We start from the raw sequence: 16,980 nt of genomic DNA, 5'->3' as shown, positions 1-16,980 counted from the left end.
CGCTATCATTCCGATCATGAAAGAAATTCATCGCCTGGACGAAGTGGACCGCCGACTCGTACGCGAGTTGCAGCGTGACGCGAGCCTCAGCCACGCGGCGCTCGCCGAACGGATCGGCGCCTCTCCAGCGTCTGTCTGGCGGCGGGTGCGCAGCCTTGAAAATGCGGGCGTACTTGGCAAGACGGTGCGGCTCGCCGATGCCGAACAGCTAGGCCGCGCGGTCAACGTGCTTTGCCAGGTGCGCATGAACCGGCAGACAATGGCGGACCGTTCGGAGTTCGAATCCTTCATCCAGTCCCGCGAAGAGATCGTCGAATGCTATTCGATGTCGGGCGAATGGGATTATCTGCTGCGCATCGCGGTCAAGGACGTGGCGGATTATGACCGCTTCGTGATGCGCGGCGTGCTTGCCCATCCCTCGGTGGCGAACGCGGCGTCCAATTTCGCGCTCAGGCAGGTGAAATATACGACGGAAATACCCGTCTAACGTTGCCGCCGCGACACGAGCTCCCTCACCCGCGCGGATGGAAATAATCGTAGATGCCGCGCGCCATGGCCTTCGATATGCCGGGCGCGCGTTCGAGATCCTCGAGCGCTGCGCCCTTCACCGCCCGTGCCGTTCCGAAATGCATGAGCAAGGCGCGTTTGCGGCCGGGCCCGATGCCGGGAACATCGTCCAGCGGGCTCGTCACCATATTCTTGGCGCGTTTCTGGCGATGGGCGCCGATGGCGAAGCGGTGCGCTTCGTCGCGCAGGCGCTGGAGGTAGAAAAGAACGGGATCGTTGGGCGGCAAGGTGATCTCGCGCCCGCCAGGCAGATGCATCACCTCTCGTCCCGCATTGCGGTCCGGGCCCTTGGAAATGGCAACCACCGGGATGTCGTGGACGCCCGCTTCTTCCATCGTCTCGCAGACGGCGGAAAGCTGGCCCTTGCCGCCGTCGATGAGCAGCAGGTCCGGCCATTCGCCGCTGACGCGCTCCGGATCCTCTTTTTCCAGCCGCGCGAAACGGCGTGAAAGCACTTCGCGCATCATCGCGAAATCGTCGCCCGGCACCGTCTCGGCCCGCTTGATGTTGAACTTGCGATAGGCGTTCTTGCGGAAGCCCTCCGGCCCCGCGACGATCATCGCGCCCACGGCATTGGTGCCCTGAACATGGCTGTTGTCATAGACTTCGATGCGATTGGGCTGCCCCGGCAACTCGAACAAATCGGCAAGCGCGCGCAGATTCTGGTTCTGGGTCGCGGATTCCGCGAGGCGGCGGTCCAGTGCTTCCTCGGCGTTGCGCTTGGCCTGGCCGACCATCTTCACATGATCGCCGCGCTGGGGGTTGCGGAGCGTGACCTTGCGTCCGGCCCGATCGCCGAAAGCCTCTTCCAGCAAGGCCGCCTCGCCCAACGCCCGATCGAGCAATATGGTGCGCGGCGGCGGAACCTCTTCGTAGAATTGGGTGAGGAAGCTGGTCAGCACTTCCTCTTCCGGCACGTCGTTGGTGTGGGTCGGGAAGAAGCTCCGATGCCCCCAATTCTGCCCGCCGCGGATGAAGAAGGCCTGGATGCACATATGGCCGCCCTTGCAGGCGAGCGCGAAGATGTCGGCGTCGCCCAGCCCCTCGGCGTGGATCGTCTGCGTTCCCTGAATGAAGGTCAGCGCGCGGAGGCGGTCGCGGTAGACGGCGGCGAGTTCGAAATCCATATTCTCGGCCGCTTCCGTCATGAGCTTGCCGAGCTTCGCCTGCACCTTGGTCGATTTGCCGCCCAGGAAATCCTTCGCGTCCTGAACCAGTTCGTTATAGCCAGCCGTATCGATGCGGCCGACGCAGGGCGCGGAGCAGCGCCGGATTTGATAGAGCAGGCACGGCCGCGAGCGATTGGCGAAGAAGCTGTCGGAGCAGCTTCGCAGCAGGAACAATTTCTGAAGCGCGTTCAGGGTCCGCGTCACCGATCCGGCGCTGGCGAACGGCCCGTAATATTGCCCCTTCGCCCGCCGCGCGCCGCGATGCTTCTGGATGCGGGGAAAGGCATGATCCTCGCGCAGCAGGATGAACGGGAAGCTCTTATCGTCGCGGAGGAGGACGTTGTAGGGCGGCCGGTAGCGCTTGATGAGCTGCGCCTCGAGCAGCAGCGCTTCGGCCTCCGTATTGGTCGTGACGATAGTCATCGACCGCGTCTGCGCGACCATGCGCTGCAGCCGCTTGGTGAGGCGCGCGACCTGCGTGTAATTGGTGACGCGGTTCTTCAGCGCTCGCGCCTTGCCGACATAGAGGACGTCCCCCCGCGCATCGAGCATCCGGTAGACGCCGGGACGAACCGGCAGCGTCTTCACCACGCCGCGAATGGCGGCGACGCCGATCTCCAGATCCGGCTGGTCGCTGCCACGGACGGTGTAGGCGGATTTCTCTTCGTTGAAGCGGTCGGATGGCGTGGTCACAAGGGGGATTTAGGGATTTCCCGTCGGTCCCGCCACCCATTCTGGATGCTAGTTGACAGCTGGGTTGCCCTGGACCGGCCGGCAACATGGAAGTCCCAAGCCTTAAGCAGATAGGACAAGGTCTTATAAGAATGCCTTATAAGACGATCTTATAAGATAACTATGCGATGGCTGCTGCGAGACGGACGCCATGCTGCCCGGAGGCCGGCGCTGGCAAGCGCCACTTTCCAATCTCGATCAGTTCGGGCGCAGACTTGAAATCGCCTTGTCGACCAAGCCCTTGTCCGCAGCAACGTCATGCGCCTCGGCGATAAGCGCCGCGGCGGCGGCGGCGGCGGCATTGGCCGCCTTGGCGCGGACTTCCGCGATGGCGGCACGTTCGGCGGCGGCGATCTTGTCCTGCGCCATGCGGGTGCGGCGCTCGACGAGGGCGGCGGCATCCGTCTTCGCCTGGGCGACGATGGCGTCGGCTTCATGCTGGGCGCGTTCCAGCATGGTCGCGGCTTCGACACCGGCCTGGGCCGACCTCGCTTCATATTCGGCCTTCAGCGCCTCGGCTTCGGCGCGAAGCTCGGCGGCTTCGTCCAATTGCTCGCGGATATGGGCGATCTTCCTGTCCAGCGCCTTGCCGATCGCGGCTGGCACTTTCTTCCAGATCATGATCGCGATCACCGCGATCATCGCCAGCGAGACCCAAACGGTCGCGTCCATGCCGAGCGCCTTGGGCTCAGCATGACCGGCGCCATGCGCACCTTCGTCGGCTAATGTGCCGGCGGCATGCTCGGGGCCGCTGGCGGGCAGGCCGTGCTCGCCTTCGGCGCCATCGATATGGGTGTTGAGTTCAGTGGCGACTTCGGTCGCGCCCGGGTGGGTGGCATTAACCATTGGCCAGAACCGCCTTCACTGCCTTTTGCGCCTTCGCCTTGGTGACTTTCGCACCGGACAGCTTGGCGACCATGTCCTGCGCAGCGTCGACCGCGACGGCTTCGACTTCCGCCAGCGCCGCATCCTTGGCGGAGCGGAGCTGGGCTTCGGCGGCTGCCGTCTTTTCGGCGAGGGCCGCATCGGCCTTGGCGAGCTTCTTCTCGGTCTCGCGGGCGGACTTGTCCTTCGCCGCCTGCGTAACCTTCAACGCCTCGGCGCGATTTTCCTCGGTGCGGGCGCGATAGGCTTCCTCGGTCGAGGTCGCATTTTCGCGCGCCGCCTGGGCCGCGGCGAGATCGTCGGCGATGCGCTTGTCGCGCGCCTCGACGGTCGCACCGATCTTCGGAACCATGCCCAGGCCGACCGTGAAAAAGATCAGGCCGAAGGTCACAAGAAGCCAGAAAATCTGCGAGCCATATGTGCTCGCGATCTGGTCCAGTTGAGGCATGGTTCCGAACGTCCCTTGAGAGGAGGAGTGTTGTTAGGCGACGAAGAGCAGGATCATCGCGACGACGAACGCGAGCAGGCCGAGAAGCTCGGCGGCCGCGAAGCCGATGAAGAGACGGCCCTGCTGGCTGTCGGCGGCGCCCGGATTGCGGAGCGCGCCCGCGAGGAACTGGGCGAAGACGTTACCCACGCCCAATGCGGCGAGGCCGAGACCGACGGCGGCGAGACCGGCGCCGATGAATTTTGCTGCTTCTGCGTCCATTTTAGAAACTCCCTGGATTGAACTTAGTGAAGGTTGATCGCGTCGTTGAGGTACAGCGACGTGAGAAGGGCAAAGACGTAAGCCTGGATGGCGCACACCAGCAGCTCGAGGAGCGTGATGCCGATCATCAGGATGAAGCTCGGCAGCGCGACGAGCGGCGCGACCCAGAGGGCTTCGGCGTTGAGGCCGTTGATGACGAACCCGGCCAGAACCTTCATCAGGATGTGGCCCGCCGTCATCGCGACGAAAAGCCGCAGCGCGAGGCTGAACGGGCGGATCATGAAGCTGAACAGCTCGATCGGGAACAGAATCGGGATCATCGGCACCGGCGTGCCCGACGGCACGAACAGGCTGAAGAAGTGGAAGCCGTGCTTGAAGAAGCCGACCAGCAGCACGATTCCGAAGGAGATGATCGCGAGGACGCCGGTGACGGTGATATGGCTCGTCACCGTGAAGGGATGCACGCCGATCACGCCGAACGGCATCATGCCGAGCAGGTTGGCGATCAGGATGAACATGAAGAGGGAGAAGACGTAGGGGACGAATGTCTTGCCCTTCGGCCCAATATTCGCGTCGACCATCGAAGCGATGAAGCCGGTGAAACCTTCGACCGCGGCCTGCCAGCGGCCGGGCACGATCTCCCGCTTCATGCCGCCCAGCATGAACAGCCAGAGCGCCACCGCCGTCAGCACCATGAACAGCGCCGAGTTGGTGAAGGCGATCTGCTGCCCGCCGATTTCAAACCCGTTCCAGAGGTTCTGCACCTGGAACTGATGCATCGGGTCGATCCTGCCTGATTCGGCCGCCACGCGTCTCTTCCCCAATTCTAAAGCCGGACGAACCCGGCGGATAAAGCGAAGCGCCCGAAGATCAGTCCGGACGCCGACTTGAATTCCGTATGATGTTCCTGAACGCCACCCCGATCCCGAGGAACAGGAAGACGAGCAAGAGCAATGGCGTCGTATCGAACAGCTGGTCCAGGGCCCAGCCGATCACGGCGCCGCCGACGAGACCGCCGATGAGGTCCGCAAGCACGCGGTTGCCCTTTTGGTAATCGCTGTCACCGGGCTTCCGCGCCATGCCGGTCCGCACCTTTTCGTCCAGTTGCGCCTGCCGGAGCCGCTCGTCGAGCGAGTTCAGGCGCGCATCCTTCGGAAGCTGCTGGTCCTGCCCGGATTCGTCTTCCGTCATGCCATTCTCCCAAGTGCGGCGCCGCGCCTTTAGAAGCGGGGCGACAAGGGCGTGAAGCATGCCGGCGAACGAACCCGCCAAGGCACCGGCCCTTTAGGAAGGGGACGCAGCCAAGTCAACAGCGTGGAAGTGCAGGGTCACGGGGCTCTGGTCGGGAACCCACGGGCACCGCGCTCCCCATCCCTTCATCGTCACTCCAGCGAAAGCTGGAGTCTCGGCTGGGTGCCTGGGATATTTGATGGAACAAGGAGATTCCAGCTTTCGCTGGAATGACGCAGGAGGTTGGGATTGCTTGTCGCGTCAGATTTAAACCGCCCGCCAAAATGCCCCAGGTGCTTACCCGCAATAAGTCGGGCGCGGGATCGGAGCGTCGTCGCGCTGGCGCCAGACGCCGTCCTGAAGCTGGTAATATTGGCCGGGCTGCACCTTGGTCGCGAAGATCGTGCAGGCGGTGGTGGCGCCCACTTCCTCGATCTTGGCGCCGCGCTTGGCCGCGAGATCGGTGTAGAAAGCGCGCCGCTTGATGTTCACCGCGTCGATTTCCGCCCGGACGGAAGCCGGCGCGTCGCCGACGGCACCGAGATAGCCGTCATACCGCTCGCCCGCCTGGCCGCTCGCCCGAAGGGCGGCCGAGGCATCGGCCTGGAAGGCATAAGCGGCGCCCGCGTTCGCCGTTGCCACGGAGAGCGCCAGAGCGGTGAGGATGGTTTTCGTGCGGCGCGTCATGGAATCAGAATACCCCCGGATTATCCTCTATCAGCTTATTTACGTCTTCTTGCAGGCGGACGACAACCTCCTGCCGGATATTGATGTTGAGATTGATCTCGATCGGCTTTTCCGGCGCGCTCAACTGCACGCATCCGGTCAGCATCGCGGGCAAGGCCAGAGCGGCCACCCCGCGCCCGAGACGATCTCGCGTCATTATCGCCGTCTTCATTGCACAGTCTCGCTTTCTTCTCGCTGAACGTCGGTTGTCGTGGGGACGACCTCCAGATTTTCCGGCAGCACCGGCAATATGAGGTCGGATGGATCGTCGAAGGACCGCGTCATCGCGATGATCGACCGGAACGGGCCCTTGATGTTGATGTTGAAATCGATCGGCACCTTGGCGAATTGCGCCAGCACGGCGCCCACGATGCCGCCATTGGAATTTTCGACCGCGCGGCTGATGCTGTCCAGCTCGATCCGCGAGGTGAATTCGCCCGCGAGAGAACCATCCAGCTGGATGATGAGTTTCGAATAGCGCAGCGATTTGAGCGCATTGAAGGCGACGATGCCCCAGGTGCCGAGATTCTTGTCCGACAGTTCGCCGACATAGGACAAGGTGCCGCCGCCCGGTCGCGCCTCCAGCCGCCCGCCGACGATCCGGCCGCCGCTCTCGTCGAAGATCATCGGCAGCACCCCATCGAGCGTGCCGGTGGCGGAGATGTTCGAAAATTCCATCTGCTGGACGAAGGCGGCGGCGTCCATGCCGACGATGCGGAAGGTCAGGCGCTTCTCGCTCGGTTGGCTGAAATCGAGGATCGTTTCCTCCAGGATCAGCTCGCCGCCCGCGAAGGGCCAGCGGCCTTCTTCGACCTTCACGCGCAGATCGGGCAGCACCTGGTAGCGGATGCGTCCGTCGAACACGTCGATGCCCGCCTGGATGCGCTCAACGGTCGCGAGCTGCGACGGCGCGGTGACGAGGCCGAGCAGGTCGGTGAAGCGCATCGTCGTGTTGAGGCCCTGAACTGGGCCGAAGCTCGCCGCGAGATCCATGTCCTCCAGCGAGAAGGTGCCGTCGCTGGTCGTGCCTTCCGGGCCCCAGCGTATGTCGCCGCGCCCTTTCAGCGTGCCGTCCACAAGCGCAACGACGCCGAGGGTCAGGCGCGTCAAATCCTCGGGCTGGTAGCCGTCCAGCCGGAAGCGGATGCCGGGCACGTCCAGCGCCGCAGTGCCGCGCCCGCTGTCGAGATTGTGGGCGATGGTCGCGTTCGTGATGTGGACGTTGCTTTCCGGGTCGAAGAGCGAGGCGGTCGCATCGATCCTGTCTCCCTCGAGCGTCAAATGGAAATCACGGCCGATCAGCGGATAGAAGCGCGGCTCGGGATTGTCGTCGGCAACGGTAATGCCGCCGTCGACGGTCAGGCGGCCGTTCACGACGCTCCACCGGCCCGCGCCCTTGCTGACGAGGATCGGCACTTGCGCGATCTTGCCGTCCGCCCCTTCGAACGTGCCGGTAACGCCCGCATCGGTGATGCGCCCGGCAAGCCGCTCAAGCGCGAGGCGGTTCACATAGCCGCCCTCGCCGAGCAGGATCACCACGTCCGTGCCGGAGAAATCCTTGTTCGCGAGGCCGAAGCGCAGGTCGTCCGCCACGAGATCGAGCGGCGAGCCGCCGAGGCGCCCGATGAGGCGCGGGCTGCGAATCTGGACGCCGCCCTGGATCGATCCGCCCGGCGCCTTCGATACCAAGGCGCGGCCATTCGGGCAGACGGGCAGGCGCGCCCGGCCCAGCGTCAGGCTGGAGTAACGGATCGAATCGAACGCCGCCGTGACGCAATTTTCGTTGATCGCGAAACCGCCGCCGCCGAAGCGGCCGGTGACGGGCATGACGAGATTGGTGACGAAGCCGTCATCGATCGGTCCACTCATCGCCGCCACCGTGCGGAAGCGGGTCATGCCCCCCTCTCCGGCCGTGAAGGCGATGTCGCCGAGCGCGAGGCGCGCCTTGCCCGTCCGCATCGGCGCGATCCGCGCGCGACCCCGGATCGGCGCGCCGGCGCGCGGCTGATCGAGGCTAAGGCGCATCGCCGGGAATCCGCCGCCGAACAAAGCGATCTCACCGTCGAGGCGCATAACGCCCTGCGGCCAGTAATAAGTGACGCCGTCACCGCCCGCGATGCCGAGACGCGCGCCGCTCGGGCTTTCGGCATCCATCGTGTCGAACCGCACCGCGCCGCCCTGCGGCCCATTGACCAGCCGCACCGTTGCCCGCGCATCGAAATCACTGCCCGCGCGGCGAAAGGCGGCGGCCAGCGCGTCGCCGATCGGCTCGACAGGGGTGCCCCCCGCCGAACCCAACGCGTCGACGATGGGACCGAGCAATGTCTCTGCCGCCGCGATGTCGCGCGCGCTACCGTTGCCGACCAGCGAAAGGCGCCCTTCGGTCATCGAGAAAGCATAACGCCCGCCAAGGCCGAGCCGCCGGCCCGCAAAGTCCGCGATGCGGATGCGCTGGCTTGCAATGTCGAGGCGTCCTTTGGTCTCCTCCGGCTTTCCGTCGAATGAGATCCGGCCGCTGACCGCGCTCAGCTGGTTGATGCCCGAGCGGACCGATGCCGCCGCGATGCGCGCGCCGCCATTCCATTCGCGCACGTCCTCCGGGAAATTGGCGTCGAGGAACAGGGTCGGCGCAGTGACCTCCAGCGCCTGCCCGCAGGTGAAGCGCCCGGCGCTCAAGGGGCCGTCGACCACCGGATGGCGCTTGTCGATGGCGACGTTCAAATAGGCGGCGGGCGCCACGACCGTACAATTGCCGAGATCGACAAGGCGTGCGAGCGCCGCCACCCGGCCTCGGAAACCGTTCGACAGATTGCCTTGCCCCTCAAGCGCGAGGCCGAAGCCGCCCACCGGCGTGCTCAAGGACACGCTGGTGTCCGCGAGATCGACGTTGAGGTCGGGCAAGGCGAAGGGCTTGCCGCTCGGCGGCGGCATCAATTTGTCGAGCTCGCCCAGCCGCAGCTTGCCGCCTTCGACCCTTGCGCGCAGCCGCACGCCGCGCGCGGTGATCTTCTCGACACTCGGATCGAGCAGGCTGACGAGCGGCAGCTTCACTTCGACGAAACGAGCCGTGAGGTCCGGATTGCGCGGATCGCCGATGACGAGATTTTCAAGCTGCTGGGTGCGAAAGCCGATGCGGCGGATGGTATAGCTTGCCTTCACGCCCCGCCGGGTCAGTTCGCGGTCGATGAAACCGGTCGCGATATCGACGCGCTGGCTCCAGACGATGGCGAGCATGACAAGGATCAACAGGGCGGCGACGCCCGCGATCACCCGCTTGCGCGGCAGGCGCCGCCGTCTCACTCCCCTATCCTCGTCCACTGGCGCCTTGTCTGATTGAATGAAGCTGCACCCGGTTCACTTGGAACCACCGGCATAACCTTCACCATCGCGCTCCGTTCCGCAACCGTCACTTTGCGTGGGCACCCATCGCAGAAAAGCCCTCCGCAATGCCGCAGGCCTTTCATACCTCCTCACAGGAATGAGAAAGGAGGAGAATTAAGGAATTAAGGAATTAAAAGGTAGCGAACATAATGAGAAACCACGACAATCCCCCAAGAAGCAAAGCAAGATCACTCTTATAAGGCCCCTAATAAGACATTCCTTATAAGGATATGCCCATCCTGGCCAAAAGAAGGGCTGTCCCAAGAGGTCGAACAGTAGGCGAAGGCAGAAGCCTAAAGATTGGAAGCTAGAACACGGCGACTGCCTCGTGATGACAAGGCAGACACTGGAAGAAGCGGACGATGGTCGAGGCCGGTTCCAAACGCTTTTCCACAAGGCGATTTACTTGGCCCCCCTTCCCGCCTTACATCCGTCTCATGGCGGACGACCCCACCGACGGCACCGGTCATCGTGCGCGGCTTCGGGCGCGCTTGTTCGCGGGCGGGCCGGAGGCATTGCTCGATCATGAGCTGGTCGAATATCTGCTGGCCCTCGCCCTGCCCCGCCGCGACACCAAGCCTCTGGCGAAGAGGCTGATCCATGCCTTTGGCGGCTATGGCGGCCTGATGACCGCCGATGCGGAGGCGATCATGCGCGTGGGCGACGTTTCGGAGGGCGCCGCCGCGGCGATCAAGATCGCGCAGGCTTCCGCGCTTCGCCTTCTCAAATCGGCCGTGCGGGATCGGCCGGTGCTGGGCAGCTGGCAGGCTCTGCTCGATTATCTTCACGCCGACATGGCGCATCAGCCGATCGAGCGCGTCCGCATCCTCTATCTCAACGGCAAGAATATGCTGATCCGCGACGAGCTTCTTTCGGAAGGGTCCGTGGACGAAGCGGCCGTCCATGTCCGCGAGGTGATCCGCCACGCGCTCGACTATCATGCCACCGCTTTCATCATCGTCCACAATCATCCGAGCGGCGACCCGAGTCCGAGCAGCCAGGACATCGCGCTGACCCGCCAGATCGTCGATGCGGCCAAGCCTCTCGGCATTGCGGTCCACGATCATGTCATCATCGGCGCCCGCGGCCATAGCAGCCTGCGCGCCATGGGCCTGATGTAGACAAAAAGAAGGCGGCCGCTCCAGCGCGGCCGCCTTCAGGATGCCGAGGAACCCATTACTCGGCGATCAAGGCGAGCTCTTCGCGCGATATCCGCCAGTCGCCATTCGCATCGACCTGGACGAGCGCGGCGGACGTTTCGTTCAGCAGGCCGACCGCGGCATTGCCCGGCGAGCGTCCGCGCAACTCTTTTTCGACCGCTGCGCCCATATCCTTGCCGCTGGCTTCCATGACCCACAGGCCGAATTCGAGCGGGCTGAGGCTGTCGTCGCCGTCCGTGTCGAAGCGGCCCCAATTCGTCTCGATGTTGAGCGGCCCGCCCATGCTGAGCCGCTCCGCCATGATCCGCGCGGGCGACGCGATGCTTTGCGCCCGACGCCGCATGTCGGGACTGTCTGGCGATATCGGCTCGCCCACGTTCGTCTGCTCACCCTGCGCGGCGGCGGGCAGGGTTTCGTCAGTCTGCGGGTCCGCCGGGACTTGGGCTGAGAGAGGAAGGGCGATCAGCACCGCACCGGCGGACAGAAGAAGGCGGAGCATCGGTCTCTCCAGTCGGAGCCGCTCCGGCGCGGCACCATGTTCAACCCCCAAACGTTCCAGCAAGCCGCCCGATCCCCGCTTCGTCGGATTGAAGGCGCGGCCCGACTTTGCTACCCGCCCGCCAACGCCTCCACTTCAGGACAAGAGCCCATGATCCCTCGTTACGCGCGTGCCCAGATGACCGGCATCTGGGAACCGGAAAGCCGTTTCCGCATCTGGTTCGAAATCGAGGCGCATGCCCTGGATGCGATGGCGGAACTGGGCGTGGTGCCGGAGAGCGCGACGAAGGCGGTATGGGATTGGTGGGCGACGAACCCGGCCATCGACATCGCTCGCATCGACGAGATCGAGGCGGTGGTGAAGCATGACGTCATCGCCTTCCTCACCTGGGTCGCCGAACAGGTCGGGCCGGAGGCGCGGTTCCTGCACCAGGGCATGACCAGCTCCGACATGCTCGACACCTGCCTTGCCGTGCAGCTGACGCGCGCCGCCGACCTGTTGATCGCGGACCTCGACGAACTGCTCGCGGTTCTCAAGCGCCGGGCTTACGAGCACAAATTCACGCCGACCATCGGCCGCAGCCACGGCATCCATGCCGAACCGGTCACGTTCGGCCTGAAGCTCGCGCAGGCCTATGCCGAATTCAGCCGCAACCGCGCCCGCCTAATCGCCGCCCGCGCCGACATCGCGACCTGCGCCATTTCAGGGGCCGTCGGCACCTTCGCCAATATCGATCCCAGCGTCGAGGCGCATGTCGCCGACAAGATGGGCTTGTCCGTCGAGCCGGTCTCCACCCAGGTCATTCCGCGCGACCGGCACGCCATGTTCTTCGCGACCCTGGGCGTTATCGCCTCGTCGATCGAGCGCCTCGCCACCGAAATCCGCCACCTTCAACGTACCGAAGTGCTGGAGGCGGAAGAATATTTCTCGCCCGGCCAGAAGGGTTCGTCGGCCATGCCGCACAAGCGCAATCCGGTGCTGACCGAGAATTTGACCGGCCTTGCCCGCATGGTGCGCGGCTATGTGACGCCCGCGCTGGAAAACGTCGCCCTCTGGCACGAACGCGACATCAGCCACTCATCCGTCGAGCGCTATATCGGCCCGGACGCGACGATAACGCTCGATTTCGCCCTCGCCCGCCTGACCGGCGTGATGGACAAGCTCGTCGTCTATCCGGAGCGGATGCGGAAGAATCTCGATCGCATGGGCGGCCTTGTCCATTCGCAGCGGGTTCTCCTCGCCCTCACGCAAGCCGGCGCGATCCGCGAGGACAGCTACCGCCTCGTCCAACGCAACGCGATGAAGGTGTGGGAATCGGACGGCCGATTGTCTCTGCTGGACTTGCTGAAAGCGGACCCGGAAGTGACCGCTTTGCTGTCGATTCACGACATCGAGGAACGTTTCGACCTCGATTATCATTATAAGCATGTGGATACGATCTTCGCGCGCATTTTCGGAGACTGAATGGGAGCCCGTCAGGCGCTGCGAGCGGCTACGGCCGCATGCCATGAGCGGGTGGACGCCTTGTTCTCGGCTTTCGACCTCTCGACGCTGGAAGGCTATAGCGCCTTTCTGGCCGCGCAGGCCGAGGCGCATGTTCCAATCGAAGCCGCGCTAGATGACGCGGGAATCGAACGGATCGTTCCGGATTGGGCGGAGCGGAAGCGGGGGAGCTTTATCCTCGCGGATTTATCCGATCTCGGCCGTCATCCCGAGGGGTGGGATTGGGACGATGCCGGCGCTCTCCGGCTCGACGATAAAGAGGGGAAGGCCGCGCTTCTCGGTGCCCTTTATGTCCTCGAAGGCTCGCGGCTGGGGGGATCGGTGCTGAAGCGACAGGTGCCCGCGCATCTGCCGACCCGCTTCCTGGGCGCGCCGCAGCAGCCGGGCGCTTGGCGAAAGCTGCTGGAAATGCTGGATGTTTTTCTTTACGAACCCGCTCTTGTCGATGCGGCGGCGGGGGCTGCCCGGCAGGTTTTTGAGAGCTTCGAACGCGCAGGTAAGCGCGTGTTGGAGAATGTATGAATGCGATGAGTCCCCCCGATCCCGTCAATCTTTCCAATTGTGATCGCGAACCGATACACATTCCGGGCGCGATCCAGCCGATCGGTTTCCTCCTTGCCCTTTCGAACGACTGGTTGATCCTGCGCGCATCGGAAAACGCCATCGACTATCTGGGCGCCGGGGCCACGGAACTGATCGGCCGTCCCCTTGCCGATTTCTTCACGCCTGCCGCGCTGCACAATTTGCGCAACCGCCTCGCCATGCTGCGGAGCGGGGACAGCGTCGAGCGCATCTTCGATTGTGCCCTGACGAAGAGCGGAGACAAGTTCGACGTCGCGCTGCACATGTCCAGCGGCCAGATCGTCATCGAAGCCGAGCCCGCGTCGGACGAGCATGGCGACGCAACCGGCATCGTGCGTTCGATGATCGCCCGGCTGGATCAGGCCGATACGATCAGCGCCTTTTTCAGCGAAGGCGCCCGGCAGGTGCGCGCCTTGACGGGCTATGATCGCGTCATGGTCTATCGTTTCGCGCCCGACGGTTCGGGAGAGGTGGTCGCGGAAGCCGCGAAATCGGCCATCGGCTCGTTCCTCGGCCTCCATTATCCGGCGAGCGACATTCCGGCCCAGGCGCGCGAGCTTTATCGCCGCAACCTGCTGCGCGTGATCGCCGACGTGAATGCGCAGCCGGTGCGCATCGTGCCGGAGCGGGATGAAGCGGGCCGCCCGCTCGACCTGTCCTTGTCGACCCTGCGCTCGGTCTCGCCCATTCACATCGAATATCTGAAGAATATGGGCGTCGCGGCGTCCATGTCGATCTCCATCATGGTCGAGGGGAAGCTCTGGGGCCTGTTCGCCTGCCATCATTATTCGCCGCGCCAGATCACGTTCGAGCGGCGTTCGGTCTGCGAACTGTTCGCGCAAATGTTCGCGATGCGGCTTGAAAGCCGGGAGCGGCAGCAGACGGTGGAATTCGAACGCCGCGCGCGGGATATTTCCGACCAGCTCCTCGGCGCGGTCGCGTCAGACGAGACTCTGCTCAACGATCCCGATTGGTTGAGCGACATCCTGACCAACGCCATTCCGGCGGATGGGGTCGGGGTCTGGATCAACGGCAATTACGCTTTCTCCGGCGTCACCCCCCGGACGGACGAATTCGCGCGCATCGTCAAGGCGTTGAACGGCACCGCGGCGGGCAAGATTTTCGCGACCGACTGCATCGCCTCCATCGTGCCCGGCGCCGAGCGTTTCGCCAACGCGGCGGCGGGAATGCTGGTCATTCCCATTTCCCGCACGCCGCGCGATTATGTCGTGCTGTTCCGCCGCGAAATCGTGCGATCCGTCCGCTGGGCGGGCGATCCGCACAAGCCGGTGGAATATGGCCCGAACGGACCGCGCCTCACGCCGCGCGAGAGCTTCGAAGAATGGAAGGAACTGGTCCAGGGCCGGTCCAGGCCTTTCACGCCGTCCGAAATGCGCGTCGCCGAAACGCTGCGCGCGACCTTGATCGAGGTCGTGCTGCGCCTGTCCGACGAGGCGAGTAGCGAACGGCAGCAAGCGAGCGAAAGGCAGGAATTGCTGATCGCGGAACTGAACCACCGCGTCCGCAACATTTTGGGCGTCATTCGCGGCCTCATCCGCCAGTCGCAGACGAGCAGCGATTCCATCTCCGACTTCGTGAAGCTGGTCGACGGGCGCATCCACGCGCTCGCCCGTGCGCACAACCAGATCACCGAGGATCATTGGGGACCGGCGCCTTTCCAGAACATCATCGACGCGGAGGCCGCGGCCTTCCTCACCGACCACGCAGACCGCATCACCGCGACCGGGCCGGTCGTCCTTCTCAATCCCCAGGCTTATTCGACCATGGCGCTCGTCGTGCACGAACTGGTCACCAACAGCGCCAAATATGGCAGCCTGTCCGACAGTGGCCGAGTCGTCGTCGAATGGTGGATGGAAGACGCTGGCGATCTGGCGATCAGCTGGCGCGAAGAAGGCGGTCCGCGCGTCAAGGAGCCCACGCGCAAGGGTTTCGGATCAACCATCATCGACCGTTCGGTGCCTTACGATTTGGGCGGTACGGCGCGCATGGATTACAAGCCGAGCGGCGTCGAAGCGGTGTTCCGCATCCCGGCACGCCACGTTTCGAAGGCGGCGACGGAAAGCGTCCGCCGCATCGATTTCCCGCAGACCCATGGCGGCGATCTGGTTGTGGAAAGCATATCCAATGTTCTTCGCGGCCAATGCGTCCTGCTGGTGGAGGACAGCCTCATCATCGCTCTGGATGCCGAAGACATCCTGAAACGCCTTGGCGCGAAAGAAGTGGTGACCGCGGCCTCCGTCGGCGTTGCCCTTGCGCTGATCGAAGAAGCCCGCCCGGATGTCGCCATGCTCGACATCAATCTTGGCGACCAGACCAGCTTCCCGATCGCCAACCGCCTGTCGGAAAAAGGCATTCCTTTCCTTTTCGCCACCGGTTACGGCGAACAGGCCCAACTTCCCCCAGACCACAAGGCGCGGGTCGTCCTGCAAAAGCCTTATACGCTGAAGAACGTCGCCCGCGCGATGCCGATCCTGATCGGCAATGCCGCTATGGCATCGGCGGAGACCGAAACGGAAGCGGCCAAGTAGTGCCGGAGCATCATCCCGGCGTTTGAATGTCCCCTGCGCTTGAACGTCACCCCAGCGGAAGCTGGGGTCTCAGGCCGAAGAGGCGCTTTTCCGTAATGAGATTCCGGCTTTGGCCGAAGCGCACTGCAACTTCTCTCCTTAAGTCAAATCGCCCCACATCGACTTGATCTTGGAAAAGAAGCCGGACGAAGCCGGGCATTCGTCACCCGTTTCGGTCTTGCGGAATTCCTCCAGCAATTCCTTTTGCTTGGGCGACAGCTTGGTCGGCGTTTCGACCTGCACCTCGATCACCATGTCGCCTGTGCCGCGTCCGTTGAGAATGGGCATGCCCGCCCCGCGCTGCTTTAATTGCTTGCCCGACTGGATGCCCGCCGGGATCTTGATCTCATGCCTGGTGCGATCGAGGCCGGGCACCTCGATGCAGCCTCCGAGCGCCGCAGTGGTGAAGCTGATCGGGCAACGCGCGAACAAAGTCGTGCCCTCGCGCTGGAAGAGCGCGTGCCGGGCGATATGAATGAAGATATAGAGGTCGCCGGGAGGGCCGCCGCGTGAGCCCGCCTCCCCCTCGCCGGACAGGCGGATGCGCGTGCCTTCGTCGACCCCGGCGGGGATCCGCACTTCCAACGCCTTGCGGGTTTCGGCACGGCCTTCGCCACGGCAACTCGCGCAGGGATCGGCGATCACCTGGCCGGAGCCCCGGCAGGTCGGGCAGACGCGCTCGACCACGAAGAAACCCTGCTGCGCCCGTACCTGGCCGCGTCCTTCGCAATAGGTGCAGGTCCGCGCCGCCGTGCCGGGCTTCGCGCCCGATCCGCCGCACGGCGCGCACGAGGCCGTCGTCTCGATGTCGAGCTTCACATCCTTGCCGTGATAAGCATCCTCAAGCGTGATCTCGAGGTCATAGCGCAGGTCTGACCCGCGCAAGGCGCTGCTGCGCTGCTGTCCGCGCGCGCCGCCCATGAATTCGCCGAAGATATTCTCGAAAATATCAGAGAAGGAGCCGAAATCCTGCGCCGCACCCGCGCCGCCCTGCCGGAAGGCGGCATGTCCGAAACGGTCGTAAGCCGCGCGCTTCTGCGGATCCTTCAGGCAATCATAGGCCTGGCTGACGGCCTTGAACTTCTCCTCGGACACCTTGCAGCCCGGATTGCGGTCCGGGTGGCATTCCATGGCGATGCGGCGGTATGCGGACTTGATCGTCTTCTCGTCCGCATTGCGTTCGACCTGGAGCAGTTCGTAATAATCGGTATCAAGCATACAGCCCCCGCACATAAGCATACGGCCCCCG

At 64.1% G+C, this 16,980-nt stretch carries 16 protein-coding genes; 5 read left to right on the top strand and 11 right to left on the bottom strand.

Features of this window, described 5'->3' with window-relative positions; translation table 11 throughout:
- Positions 1-16 precede the first annotated feature (16 nt).
- Complete coding sequence (locus IC614_RS01360; RefSeq protein WP_200971968.1) at positions 17-487, top strand: Lrp/AsnC family transcriptional regulator; 471 nt, start codon at positions 17-19, stop codon at positions 485-487.
- 25 nt (positions 488-512) lie between these two features.
- Here the strand turns inward: IC614_RS01360 and uvrC are convergent, their stop codons facing one another.
- The 9 genes from uvrC to IC614_RS01315 all read right to left on the bottom strand — a co-directional run bounded on the left by uvrC (position 513) and on the right by IC614_RS01315 (position 9,318).
- Positions 513-2,429: an excinuclease ABC subunit UvrC gene (uvrC, locus tag IC614_RS01355; protein WP_200971967.1), complete on the bottom strand. Its 1,917-nt coding sequence runs from the start codon at positions 2,427-2,429 to the stop codon at positions 513-515.
- Between the two features lie 237 nt (positions 2,430-2,666).
- Positions 2,667-3,314 carry a F0F1 ATP synthase subunit B family protein gene (locus IC614_RS01350; RefSeq protein WP_200971966.1) on the bottom strand — a complete coding sequence of 216 codons (648 nt, stop codon included), beginning with the start codon at positions 3,312-3,314 and terminating at the stop codon, positions 2,667-2,669.
- On the bottom strand, positions 3,307-3,801 hold the full coding sequence (locus IC614_RS01345; RefSeq protein WP_200971965.1) for a F0F1 ATP synthase subunit B family protein: 495 nt from the start codon (positions 3,799-3,801) through the stop codon (positions 3,307-3,309). The genes IC614_RS01350 and IC614_RS01345 overlap by 8 nt, the downstream gene beginning before the upstream one ends.
- Before the next feature lie 33 nt (positions 3,802-3,834).
- Entirely contained in the window at positions 3,835-4,062 is a 228-nt protein-coding gene (locus IC614_RS01340; RefSeq protein WP_106639128.1) for a F0F1 ATP synthase subunit C, read from the bottom strand.
- A 23-nt stretch (positions 4,063-4,085) separates the two neighbouring features.
- The gene (locus IC614_RS01335; protein WP_200971964.1) at positions 4,086-4,871 is read right to left on the bottom strand and encodes a F0F1 ATP synthase subunit A; all 786 of its coding nucleotides are present in this window, start codon (positions 4,869-4,871) and stop codon (positions 4,086-4,088) included.
- Between the two features lie 61 nt (positions 4,872-4,932).
- Positions 4,933-5,253, bottom strand: a complete 321-nt coding sequence (locus IC614_RS01330; RefSeq protein WP_200973043.1) for an AtpZ/AtpI family protein — start codon at positions 5,251-5,253, stop codon at positions 4,933-4,935.
- A 336-nt stretch (positions 5,254-5,589) separates the two neighbouring features.
- Positions 5,590-5,979, bottom strand: coding sequence for a YdbL family protein (locus tag IC614_RS01325; RefSeq protein WP_200971963.1), 390 nt, complete (start codon positions 5,977-5,979; stop codon positions 5,590-5,592).
- Positions 5,980-5,983: 4 nt separating this feature from the next.
- Complete coding sequence (locus IC614_RS01320; RefSeq protein ID WP_200971962.1) at positions 5,984-6,175, bottom strand: YnbE family lipoprotein; 192 nt, start codon at positions 6,173-6,175, stop codon at positions 5,984-5,986.
- Between the two features lie 11 nt (positions 6,176-6,186).
- Positions 6,187-9,318 (bottom strand): intermembrane phospholipid transport protein YdbH family protein, encoded by a 3,132-nt coding sequence (locus IC614_RS01315; protein WP_200971961.1) that lies wholly within the window; start codon positions 9,316-9,318, stop codon positions 6,187-6,189.
- A 518-nt stretch (positions 9,319-9,836) separates the two neighbouring features.
- Between IC614_RS01315 and radC the strand changes: the two genes are divergently transcribed.
- The gene (gene radC / locus IC614_RS01310) at positions 9,837-10,520 is read left to right on the top strand and encodes a RadC family protein (RefSeq protein WP_200971960.1); all 684 of its coding nucleotides are present in this window, start codon (positions 9,837-9,839) and stop codon (positions 10,518-10,520) included.
- 55 nt (positions 10,521-10,575) lie between these two features.
- Here the strand turns inward: radC and IC614_RS01305 are convergent, their stop codons facing one another.
- Entirely contained in the window at positions 10,576-11,058 is a 483-nt protein-coding gene (locus IC614_RS01305; protein ID WP_200971959.1) for an EF-hand domain-containing protein, read from the bottom strand.
- Between the two features lie 150 nt (positions 11,059-11,208).
- Between IC614_RS01305 and purB the strand changes: the two genes are divergently transcribed.
- Genes purB through IC614_RS01290 form a run of 3 tightly spaced genes read left to right on the top strand, consistent with a single transcriptional unit; the run spans position 11,209 to position 15,692 of the window.
- Positions 11,209-12,522 (top strand): adenylosuccinate lyase, encoded by a 1,314-nt coding sequence (gene purB / locus IC614_RS01300; RefSeq protein WP_200971958.1) that lies wholly within the window; start codon positions 11,209-11,211, stop codon positions 12,520-12,522.
- Positions 12,523-13,083, top strand: coding sequence for a biliverdin-producing heme oxygenase (locus IC614_RS01295; RefSeq protein ID WP_226372682.1), 561 nt, complete (start codon positions 12,523-12,525; stop codon positions 13,081-13,083).
- 5 nt (positions 13,084-13,088) lie between these two features.
- The gene (locus IC614_RS01290) at positions 13,089-15,692 is read left to right on the top strand and encodes an HWE histidine kinase domain-containing protein (protein ID WP_207791159.1); all 2,604 of its coding nucleotides are present in this window, start codon (positions 13,089-13,091) and stop codon (positions 15,690-15,692) included.
- Between the two features lie 138 nt (positions 15,693-15,830).
- Here the strand turns inward: IC614_RS01290 and dnaJ are convergent, their stop codons facing one another.
- The gene (gene dnaJ, locus IC614_RS01285; protein ID WP_200971956.1) at positions 15,831-16,949 is read right to left on the bottom strand and encodes a molecular chaperone DnaJ; all 1,119 of its coding nucleotides are present in this window, start codon (positions 16,947-16,949) and stop codon (positions 15,831-15,833) included.
- Between the last annotated feature and the right edge of the window lie 31 nt (positions 16,950-16,980).

Source organism: Sphingosinicella flava (assembly GCF_016025255.1).
GTDB lineage: Bacteria > Pseudomonadota > Alphaproteobacteria > Sphingomonadales > Sphingomonadaceae > Allosphingosinicella > Allosphingosinicella flava.
The sequence above is the reverse complement of the archived record's forward strand: the minus strand, read 5'-3'. Positions and strand labels throughout refer to the sequence as shown.

Bases quoted from the DNA above. Each gene is read 5' to 3' on its own strand.
- purB (WP_200971958.1), top strand. From the start codon at position 11,209: ATGATCCCTCGTTACGCGCGTGCCCAGATGACCGGCATCTGGGAACCG.
- radC (WP_200971960.1), top strand. From the start codon at position 9,837: ATGGCGGACGACCCCACCGACGGCACCGGTCATCGTGCGCGGCTTCGG.
- IC614_RS01295 (WP_226372682.1), top strand. From the start codon at position 12,523: ATGGGAGCCCGTCAGGCGCTGCGAGCGGCTACGGCCGCATGCCATGAG.
- IC614_RS01350 (WP_200971966.1), bottom strand. From the start codon at position 3,314: ATGGTTAATGCCACCCACCCGGGCGCGACCGAAGTCGCCACTGAACTC.
- IC614_RS01320 (WP_200971962.1), bottom strand. From the start codon at position 6,175: ATGACGCGAGATCGTCTCGGGCGCGGGGTGGCCGCTCTGGCCTTGCCC.
- IC614_RS01345 (WP_200971965.1), bottom strand. From the start codon at position 3,801: ATGCCTCAACTGGACCAGATCGCGAGCACATATGGCTCGCAGATTTTC.
- IC614_RS01340 (WP_106639128.1), bottom strand. From the start codon at position 4,062: ATGGACGCAGAAGCAGCAAAATTCATCGGCGCCGGTCTCGCCGCCGTC.
- IC614_RS01305 (WP_200971959.1), bottom strand. From the start codon at position 11,058: ATGCTCCGCCTTCTTCTGTCCGCCGGTGCGGTGCTGATCGCCCTTCCT.
- IC614_RS01330 (WP_200973043.1), bottom strand. From the start codon at position 5,253: ATGACGGAAGACGAATCCGGGCAGGACCAGCAGCTTCCGAAGGATGCG.
- dnaJ (WP_200971956.1), bottom strand. From the start codon at position 16,949: ATGCTTGATACCGATTATTACGAACTGCTCCAGGTCGAACGCAATGCG.
- IC614_RS01325 (WP_200971963.1), bottom strand. From the start codon at position 5,979: ATGACGCGCCGCACGAAAACCATCCTCACCGCTCTGGCGCTCTCCGTG.
- IC614_RS01290 (WP_207791159.1), top strand. From the start codon at position 13,089: ATGAGTCCCCCCGATCCCGTCAATCTTTCCAATTGTGATCGCGAACCG.
- IC614_RS01360 (WP_200971968.1), top strand. From the start codon at position 17: ATGAAAGAAATTCATCGCCTGGACGAAGTGGACCGCCGACTCGTACGC.